This is a genomic window from Halorubrum sp. Ea8 (assembly GCF_002252925.1).
GTDB lineage: Archaea > Halobacteriota > Halobacteria > Halobacteriales > Haloferacaceae > Halorubrum.
This window is the reverse complement of record NZ_NHPF01000056.1, coordinates 1-8,458: the sequence shown is the minus strand read 5'-3', so window position 1 is coordinate 8,458 and position 8,458 is coordinate 1. Positions and strand designations below refer to the sequence as shown.

General features: G+C 68.8%; 6 protein-coding genes. All 6 read left to right on the top strand.

What is annotated here, in order from left to right; genetic code table 11:
• The first annotated feature begins 289 nt into the window (after positions 1 to 289).
• The 6 genes from DJ74_RS04790 to DJ74_RS04765 all read left to right on the top strand — a co-directional run bounded on the left by DJ74_RS04790 (position 290) and on the right by DJ74_RS04765 (position 8,425).
• Positions 290 to 1,621 (top strand): hypothetical protein, encoded by a 1,332-nt coding sequence (locus DJ74_RS04790; RefSeq protein WP_094523326.1) that lies wholly within the window; start codon positions 290 to 292, stop codon positions 1,619 to 1,621.
• Between the two features lie 105 nt (positions 1,622 to 1,726).
• Positions 1,727 to 2,515 carry an electron transfer flavoprotein subunit beta/FixA family protein gene (locus DJ74_RS04785; protein WP_094526520.1) on the top strand — a complete coding sequence of 263 codons (789 nt, stop codon included), beginning with the start codon at positions 1,727 to 1,729 and terminating at the stop codon, positions 2,513 to 2,515.
• Complete coding sequence (locus tag DJ74_RS04780; RefSeq protein ID WP_094526519.1) at positions 2,515 to 3,462, top strand: electron transfer flavoprotein subunit alpha/FixB family protein; 948 nt, start codon at positions 2,515 to 2,517, stop codon at positions 3,460 to 3,462. Before DJ74_RS04785 ends, DJ74_RS04780 begins: the two co-directional genes overlap by 1 nt.
• An 82-nt stretch (positions 3,463 to 3,544) precedes the next feature.
• Complete coding sequence (locus tag DJ74_RS04775; protein ID WP_094526518.1) at positions 3,545 to 4,468, top strand: DUF5995 family protein; 924 nt, start codon at positions 3,545 to 3,547, stop codon at positions 4,466 to 4,468.
• Positions 4,469 to 4,555: 87 nt separating this feature from the next.
• A complete protein-coding gene (locus DJ74_RS04770) occupies positions 4,556 to 7,492 on the top strand; it encodes a replication factor C small subunit (RefSeq protein ID WP_254921886.1) in 2,937 nt (978 codons plus the stop codon).
• 387 nt (positions 7,493 to 7,879) lie between these two features.
• Positions 7,880 to 8,425 carry a metallophosphoesterase gene (locus DJ74_RS04765; RefSeq protein ID WP_094526517.1) on the top strand — a complete coding sequence of 182 codons (546 nt, stop codon included), beginning with the start codon at positions 7,880 to 7,882 and terminating at the stop codon, positions 8,423 to 8,425.
• The last annotated feature ends 33 nt before the right edge of the window (positions 8,426 to 8,458 follow it).

Sequence of the window (8,458 nt, the reverse complement as noted above, 5' to 3'; positions counted from 1 at the left end):
GATGTCGCCAGCGGCCGCCGGGGACTCGGAGACGGCGGCCGCTGGCGACATCGTCCCCGCGACCGGGACGACCAGCAGCAACACCGCGACGAAGACCGAGAGGGCTCTCATCACGCATGAGTTCACCTCCTGATATAAAAAATCCACCTCGACGACCCAGCGCGAGTCCGTGACGCCGACGCCGACCGGCGACCGTCGCGGACGGCGGGTCTGTCGCGGACCGCCCGTTACGCCGACGCAAACCGGTTATGGAAAGCGTTTTGCCCGGGCCACGAGAGAACCGACGTGCATGCGGAATCCCCCGTCTCGCGTCCTCCTCGTCTCGCTGTTCGCCCTCCTCCTCGTCGGCGGCGGGGTCGCGCCGGTCGCCGGAGACGCGGTCGCGACCTCGCCGTCGCCCGCGCTCGACGCGGCGGCCCCGCACGGACAGCCGAGCGACGTCTCCCTCGCGTCGCCGAGCGTCGAGGCCGTCGCGGGTCCCGTCGGACAGATCGAGTCTGACTTCGACCCGAACACGGCGACGCGGATCCGGATCGAGCCGACGCCGGACCGCGACGCGCGGTGGGAGGTGTCGGTCAGGTACGCGCTCGCCGACGAGACGGAGGTCAGGGCGTTCGAGACCGCCGGACAACGGTTCCTCGACGGCGAGGTGGGCCCCGGCCCGGCGCTGTTCGAGGGGTTCGCGCGGGAGGCGAGTCGGAACGTGGACCGGACGATGCGGATCGAGAGCGTCGACCGCGAGGTGATCGTCCACGAGGACCCGTCCGAGTTCGACGTCGGCGAAGAGGGGACGGCCGCCGTCGGCGAACTCCGCCTGACGTTCGTCTGGACGGAGTTCCTCGGGGCCGACGGCGAGAACCTCGTGGTGGGCGACGCGCTGACGACGCCCGAGGGAACGTGGCTCCGGTCGCTCGGTGAGGGGCAGACGCTGGAGATCGCGACGCCGGACGGGTACGCCGTCACGGGAACGCCCGGATCGACCGTCCAGATACGCGACAACGCCGTGACGATCGAGGGTCCGCGCACGTTCGGCGAGGACGAGCGGGTCGCCGTCGTCTACGCGCCGGCGGGCACCACGGGGCCGCCGTGGGAGATGTTGACCGCGGCGATCCTCGTCGCCGCGCTGCTCATCGCGGGAAGCGTCGTCGCCTATCGGCGGATGGGAGACAACGACGCCGGCGGGGCGACCGCGAACGGTTCGAACGGCGACGGCGTCTCTCGGGCGACGACCGCGGACGACGACGCGAGTTCGGGTGCGGCCGCCGCCGGTCCCGTCGGCGGGGAGAACGGCGACGCGGCGACGGAGGCGGAGCCCGAAGAGGACCTCTCGCTGCTCTCGGACGAGGAGCGAGTCGAGCGGCTCCTGACAGACAACGGCGGGCGGATGCGACAGGCCGACATCGTCGCGGAGACCGGCTGGTCCGACGCGAAGGTCTCGCAGCTGCTGTCGGCGATGGCCGACGAGGGGCGCGTCGAGAAGCTCCGATTGGGCCGCGAGAACCTGATCTCGCTGCCCGACGACGCTGACGTCGACGGCGGCGACGGGGGCGACGACGGCGGCGGCGCGGACGACGACAGCGCGAACGACGACGACGGTCACGTCGACCGCAACAGGCGGTAGGGAAGCCGTCGCTCGGTCCGCTCCGGGGGTCCGGGCGAAGCCAACTCTTCGCGGCGAGTGAGGCGTTCCGAAAACCCTTACACGGCGAGCGACCCAGTGACTATCATGAAAGTTCTGGTGACCGTCAAGGAGGTCGCTGAGGCCGACGACGACTTCTCGATCGAGGGAACTGACATCGCGGAGTCCGACCTCGAGTACGACCTCAACGAGTGGGACGACTACGCGGTCGAGGCCGCGGTCCAGCTGGCCGAGGCCGGTATCGCAGACGAAGTCGTCACCGTCACGATCGGGCCGGAGCGGGCCGATGAGACGATCCGTATGGCGCTCGCGAAGGGCGCCGACCGGGCGGTCCGCGTCTGGGACGACGCCTTCGAGGGCGGGTTCGCCGACGTGGCCGCGAAGGTCTCGACGATCGAGGCCGTCGTCGAGGCCGAGGAGCCGGACCTCGTGCTCGGCGGCGTGCAGGCCGCCGACACCGGGTTCGGCGCGACCGGCGTCGCGCTCGCCGAGCGGATCGGCTTCGAGCACGCCGCGGTCGTCAACGACCTCGAGGTCGACGCGGACGCGGACGTCGCCCACGTCCACCGCGAGCTCGAGGGCGGCGTCGAGGAGCTGACCGACGTCGACCTCCCCGCCGTGTTGACGGTCCAGACCGGACTCAACGAGCCGCGCTACGCGAGCCTGCGCGGCATCCGGCAGGCCCAGCGCAAGGAGATCGACGCGAAGGACCTCGCCGACTTGGGACTGACCGCCGAGGACGTCGAGAGCGCGCTCGCGATCACGTCGATGTACGAGCCGGAGAGCGAGTCCGACGCCGAGATAATCGAGGGCGGCGCGAGCGAGACCGCGGGACGCCTCGCTGAGGTCCTGCGTGACAAGGGGGTGGGCGCGTGATGTCCGACGTGCTCGTCGTCTCGGAGCACCGCCGCGGCGAGCTCCGCGACGCCTCCTACGAGGCGATCACGGCCGGTCGAGAGCTCGCCGACGCCCGCGGCGGCGACCTCCACGTCGCCGTCATCGGCGGCGACGTCGACCGCTTCGCCGAGGACCTGAACCGCGAAGGCGTGGACGCGATCCACGTCGTCGACGACGGGGAGGAGTTCGACCACAACGTCTACCAGGCGGCGATCGCGGCCCTGCTCGATCGGACGGACGCCGGCACGGTCGTGGCGCCGAACTCCGTCAACGGGCTCGACTACGCGCCCGCGGTGGCCGAGGATCGCAGCCTGCCGCTGGTGACTGACGCGATCGGCTTCGAGTACGACGGCGGCCTGACGGTCACCCGCGAGATGTACGGTTCGAAGGTGGAGACGACCGTCGACGTCGACGGCGACCGCCACGTGCTCACGGTCCGGGGCGGCGAGTGGGCGCCCGCGGAGGGCGTCGGCGACGCCGCGATCGAGTCGGTCGACATCGACCTCCTCGAGTCCGGCGCGCGCGTCACCGGCTTCGAAGAGGTCGGCGGCGGCGACGTCGACATCGCCGACGCCGACGTGCTCGTCTCGGTCGGCCGCGGCATCGAGGAGGAGGAGAACCTGGAGCTCGTCGAGGAGCTCGCCGACGCGCTCGGCGCGACGCTTTCCGCCTCCCGGCCGATCGTCGACAACGGCTGGCTCCCGAAGAACCGGCAGGTCGGGCAGAGCGGGAAGGTCGTCACCCCCGACGTATACCTCGCGGTCGGTATCTCCGGCGCGGTCCAGCACGTCGCCGGGATGAAGGGGTCCGACATCATAATCGCCATCAACACTGACCCGAACGCGCCGATCTTCGACATCGCCGACTACGGCATCGTCGGCGACCTGTTCGAGGTCGTCCCCGAACTCGTCGACGAGTTCGCGTAGGCGGGACCCCCCGTCTCGGCAGCAACGTTCTTTGGCTCCGGCGGAGTACCGGACGGTCAGACGGCGCTCCCGTCGACTCGAGATGATCCCGATCCGCGCGGCCGTCCCGACTACCGAGGAGGCGAGAGCGCTGCTCACCGGGATCCGGCGAGCGGCCGCCGTCGACGTCGAACTCGACGCCGTCGCCGCGGAATTGGCCGACGACGAGCCGGACACGGCACTGCTCGACCTCGTCGCGGCGCCGTTCACGTCCGTCGCCGACGTCGACGAGCGGCTGGCGCGGACCGAGTCGTACCTCCGCGAGCGCGGCGACCGGCGAGCGGTGTTTCTCACGGTGTACAGCCGGATGACGGCGACCGTTCGGACCGCGATCGACGACGGCGCGTTCGTCGACCCCGAGTGGGCCGCGTCGTACCTCGTCGCCTTCGCGGAGCGCTACCGTCGGGCGTTGGTCGCGTTCGAGCGGCGGGCGTTCGAGGCGCTCCCGCGGCCGTGGCTGATGGCCTTCGCCGCCGCGGCCCGGGGCGAGACGCTCGTCGCGCAGGACGCCCTGCTGGGCATCAACGCGCACATCACCTACGACCTCACGTACACGCTCGGCGACGTCGGGATCGACCCCGACCGCGACGCGAAGCGCGAGGACCACGACCGCATAAACGCGGTCCTCGCCCGGCTCGTCCAGACCGCGCAGGACGCGCTCGCCGAGACGTACGCCGCGACCGAGATCGCCGGGATCGACCGGCTGCTGGACCCCCTCGACGACCGGTTGGCGCTGCTCGGGCTGAAGGGGGTCCGCTGGTTCGCCTGGCGGAACGCCGTGTTGCGCGCCGACCTCCCGACGTGGGCCGGCGAGCCGTACGTCGACTGGCGGACCGAGACCGTGTCGACCGGCGCCGCGGCGGCCCTGCTGGCACCTGACGTCGACGCGAGCGCGCGGCTACGTGACGCGGAGACCGACGTCGACGCGGCGGCCGCGTTCCGCGAGGCGGTCCGGCGTCGGACGTAGGAGCGGGCGGGTCCGACCGCCTCCGCGAGCCGCCGTCGCCGACCCGTTCTCGGTTCGTTTATCACCCCGCCGACCCTCCGATCCGGCATGAGCGAGGCCGACGAGCAGACGGCTGCGACCGCGACCGGCCGGGAGATCTGGATCGAGAAGTACCGGCCGCAGTCGCTCGACGACATCCACGGCCAGGAGGACATCGTCGAACGGCTTCAGAGCTACATCGAACAGGACGACATCCCGCACCTGCTCTTTTCGGGGCCGGCCGGCGTCGGGAAGTGCGTTACCGGTGAGACGCCCGTGTTGACTGACTCCGGAGTGAGGCCGATAGAAGACGTGGTCGGTGACACGGACGGTTTCGGCGAATCCGAAGACGAGATTCGGATCGCGACGATGACCGACCGGAACGATTTCGAGTACGTTGAACCGTCGCACGTGTTCGGAAAGCGTGCCAAGGAACTCGTGGAGGTAACGACTCGTGACGGCACCGAGTTCCGAGTGACTCCGGAACATAAACTCCGGGTCATCACCCACGAGGGGTTCGAGTGGATTCCCGCCGGGGAGCTGTCGGACGGCGATCGGATCGCTCGGCCAAGCCGGCTGCCGACGCCAGCGACTAATCGGACCACTGGACCGACGCTGCGGTGGTACGACGAGATGAACCCGGAGCGGACAGAGGTGACGCTCGATGCCGAGACCGCAGATGACCTGAACCTCGATCGGACGGTCCCCTTGTCAGCGCTTCGTGCGACAGCCGACGGCGTGGACAGTTGGGTGAACGGCGTCGAAGCGATCGAATACGTCAGACAAGGCCGTCGGTCGCGTTCGATTACCCCACCGACGGACGTGACGCCGGAGCTGGCACGATTCGTCGGCCTCGCGATCAGCGAAGCCCATATCGACGGTGGACGGATCAAGTTCTACAACACCGACGACGCACTGCTCGACGCGTTCGATTCGGCCGCACACGACGTGTTCGACGTGGAAACAAGGCGAGGGACGCAAAAAGACGTCCCCTACGTCGCGATCGGTTCCCGAACGCTGACTCACTATCTGGAATCGGTGTTCGACGCGTTCGCGAGCGCGAGCGGCGAGAAGGGGATCGGCTCGAATCTCGTCACAGCCGGGACGGACGCGCGAGCCGCGTTCCTGCGCGCCATGTTCGACGCCGAGGCCCACGTCAGCGCCAACGGGATAATCGAACTGACGCAGCGAAACTCAGGGCACATCACCCTGCTTTCGTACCTCCTCACGACGTTCGGTATCTCCACCCGCCGGAAGGAACTCCAGAAGTCTGCGACCAACGGATCTGGTGTCGAACGGACGTATCACGCGCTGTATATCTCTGGAGCGCGGGAACTGCGACGGTTCAGAGATGCGATCGGATTCACCATCGCTCACAAATCTGATCGGCTTGACGAGCACGCGCAGAAGGAGGCGAACCCCAATTACGACACGATCCCGAGCCAGACCGTTCTTCGGGATCTCTGTCGTCGGCTCGAGATCCCGATCACCGAGCATCTCCCGAAGAGTCTCAACCCGGAGTCGCCCGGAAGAGAGCGCTACTGTTCGGTTCTGGACAGCGTGGTCGACGCCGCAACGAAACAGATCGAAAACACGCAACGGGCGCTCGAACGCCTCGAATCGATCCGACCGGAACTCGAAGCGGCGACGGCCGTCCCGACGACATGGATCGAAAGCCGTGGGGAACTCGCTCCGATCGAAACCAGAAAGCAGGTCTCTGAGGTGGTCGGTGCGCGCTCGGATCGCCTCCTTGAATACAGCGACGGTCGCCGGACGCCGCGGGCGAATCGGGTGGTACGAATACTCGGAGAGTTGGATCGACCGGTCGAAGACGTTCAGATCGATCACGTGGAGACCGAACTGAGCGAGTGTATCGATCTGCTCGGCGTGGAGTACGCCGAAGTCGTGGACGGTCTCCAGATAGAGACGCCAGATCTCACGAATCTTCTTCGATCAGACGACTCTACGTTGACGTCGCTTACCCGGCTCGAAACGGTAGCAGATCGCCTCAGGGAGATCGCTACGGATTGGCTATCGTTGGAAACCGTCGAACTCCTTGATAAGGCGTCTCGGATCGCAAACGCCGATCTGCGGTACGACGAGGTAGAAACGGTCGAGAGCGTGGCGGCCGACGAGCGCGTCTACGACCTGACCGTCCCGGGGACGCGAAACTATGTCGCCGGGGAGAATCCGACGGTGATGCATAACACCACCGCCGCCACCGCCATCGCCCGTCAGGTGTACGGCGAGGACAACTGGCGCGGCAACTTCCTCGAACTCAACGCCTCCGACCAGCGCGGCATCGACGTGGTTCGCGACCGGATCAAGGGGTTCGCGCGCTCGTCGTTCGGCGGCGACTTCCGGATCGTGTTTCTCGACGAGGCCGACTCGCTCACGTCTGACGCCCAGTCAGCGCTCCGCCGGACGATGGAGCAGTTCTCCGACAACACGCGCTTCATTCTCTCGTGTAACTACTCGTCGAAGATCATCGACCCGATCCAGTCGCGCTGCGCCGTCTTCCGCTTCTCGCCGCTCTCGGACGCGGCCGTCGCCTCGCAGACGCGCGAGATCGCGGCCGCGGAGGGGATCGAGGTGACCGACGAGGGGGTCGACGCCCTCGTGTACGCGGCCGACGGCGACATGCGCCGCGCGATCAACTCGCTGCAGGCGGCGGCGACGACCGGCGACGTCGTCGACGAGGAGGCGGTGTACGCGATCACGGCCACCGCCCGCCCCGAGGAGATCGAGTCCATGGTGACGAACGCCCTGGAGGGCGACTTCTCGCGGGCCCGGGCCACCCTCGATACCCTCCTCACGGAGACCGGGATGGCCGGCGGCGACGTGATCGACCAGCTCCACCGCTCCGTCTGGGAGTTCGACCTGAGCGAGCGCGAGGCGGTCGCGCTGATGGAGCGGATCGGCGAGGCCGACTACCGGATCGCGGAGGGGGCCAACGAGCAGGTGCAGTTGGAGTCGCTGCTCGCGTCGCTTTCGTTAGAAGAATAGGTCGGTTCCGGTCGCGCCTCGTTCCGATCGCGGCGCGTGAACGCGGTTACGTATACGGGATCGGCGTTGGGAGCGGCGTCCTAATCGTCTCCGAAGCTCCAGCCGCTCGCTTATAAGCGGGTGACACCGGATCGACGATGAACGCCTCCAAAGCCCCAACCCCCCTTTGAATCCCGTCCCGCACAGCGACCGTACCTCACACCTCCCCAGCCTCGCCGCTCGCGCCTTATAAAGGCGCTCGCGGCGTCCCTCGCGCGGCGCTCCTCGCGGCCGCCGGTGGCGGCCGCTTGCAGGCGCGCGCCACCGCAGGCGCCTTCAGACATAAATCATAACCGCTGTTCCGGGACGCGCTTTTTAAGCCGAGCGCGCACCGATGAGGGGTACAGAATGCTCGTCGTCGTCTCAGACACCCACTCGCACGAGGAGTCGAAGCTGCAGGGGCGCACCGCGGAGGCGGTCCGCGCGGCCGACCTCGTCGTCCACGCGGGCGACTTTCACCGCGAGCCGGTGCTCGACGCCTTCGAGTCGGCGGCGCGGACGCTCCGCGGCGTGTACGGCAACAACGACGACGCCGCGATCCGCGATCGACTCCCGGAGGTCCGGACGGTCGAGTACGCGGGCGTGCGGTTCGCGGTCACCCACCGCCACCGCAGCGGGGACACCGGGCTGGTCATGCTCGGTCGGGGGCGCGACGCGGACGCCGTGATCTGCGGCCACAGCCACCGCCCGCGGTTCGACGACACCGGCGGGCTGCCGATCGTGAACCCGGGAAGCCACGCGCGGCCGCGGGGAAACCGGCCGGCGCACGCCGAACTGGACCCGGTGTCGACGGGGGCCGGGGGCGAGACGAGTCCCGGCGCGGCGAACGCGCTCGACGGGCGGCTCGTCACGCCGGACGGCGAGGTCTTCGAGACGTTCCGGATCGAGCCGTGAGAAGACGCCGCCCGCGGAGGGGGAGGGCGCGGG

Excerpts from the sequence above, each read along its gene's own strand:
- DJ74_RS04790 (WP_094523326.1), top strand. The coding sequence starts at position 290 with ATGCGGAATCCCCCGTCTCGCGTCCTCCTCGTCTCGCTGTTCGCCCTC.
- DJ74_RS04785 (WP_094526520.1), top strand. The coding sequence starts at position 1,727 with ATGAAAGTTCTGGTGACCGTCAAGGAGGTCGCTGAGGCCGACGACGAC.
- DJ74_RS04780 (WP_094526519.1), top strand. The coding sequence starts at position 2,515 with ATGTCCGACGTGCTCGTCGTCTCGGAGCACCGCCGCGGCGAGCTCCGC.
- DJ74_RS04775 (WP_094526518.1), top strand. The coding sequence starts at position 3,545 with ATGATCCCGATCCGCGCGGCCGTCCCGACTACCGAGGAGGCGAGAGCG.
- DJ74_RS04770 (WP_254921886.1), top strand. The coding sequence starts at position 4,556 with ATGAGCGAGGCCGACGAGCAGACGGCTGCGACCGCGACCGGCCGGGAG.
- DJ74_RS04765 (WP_094526517.1), top strand. The coding sequence starts at position 7,880 with ATGCTCGTCGTCGTCTCAGACACCCACTCGCACGAGGAGTCGAAGCTG.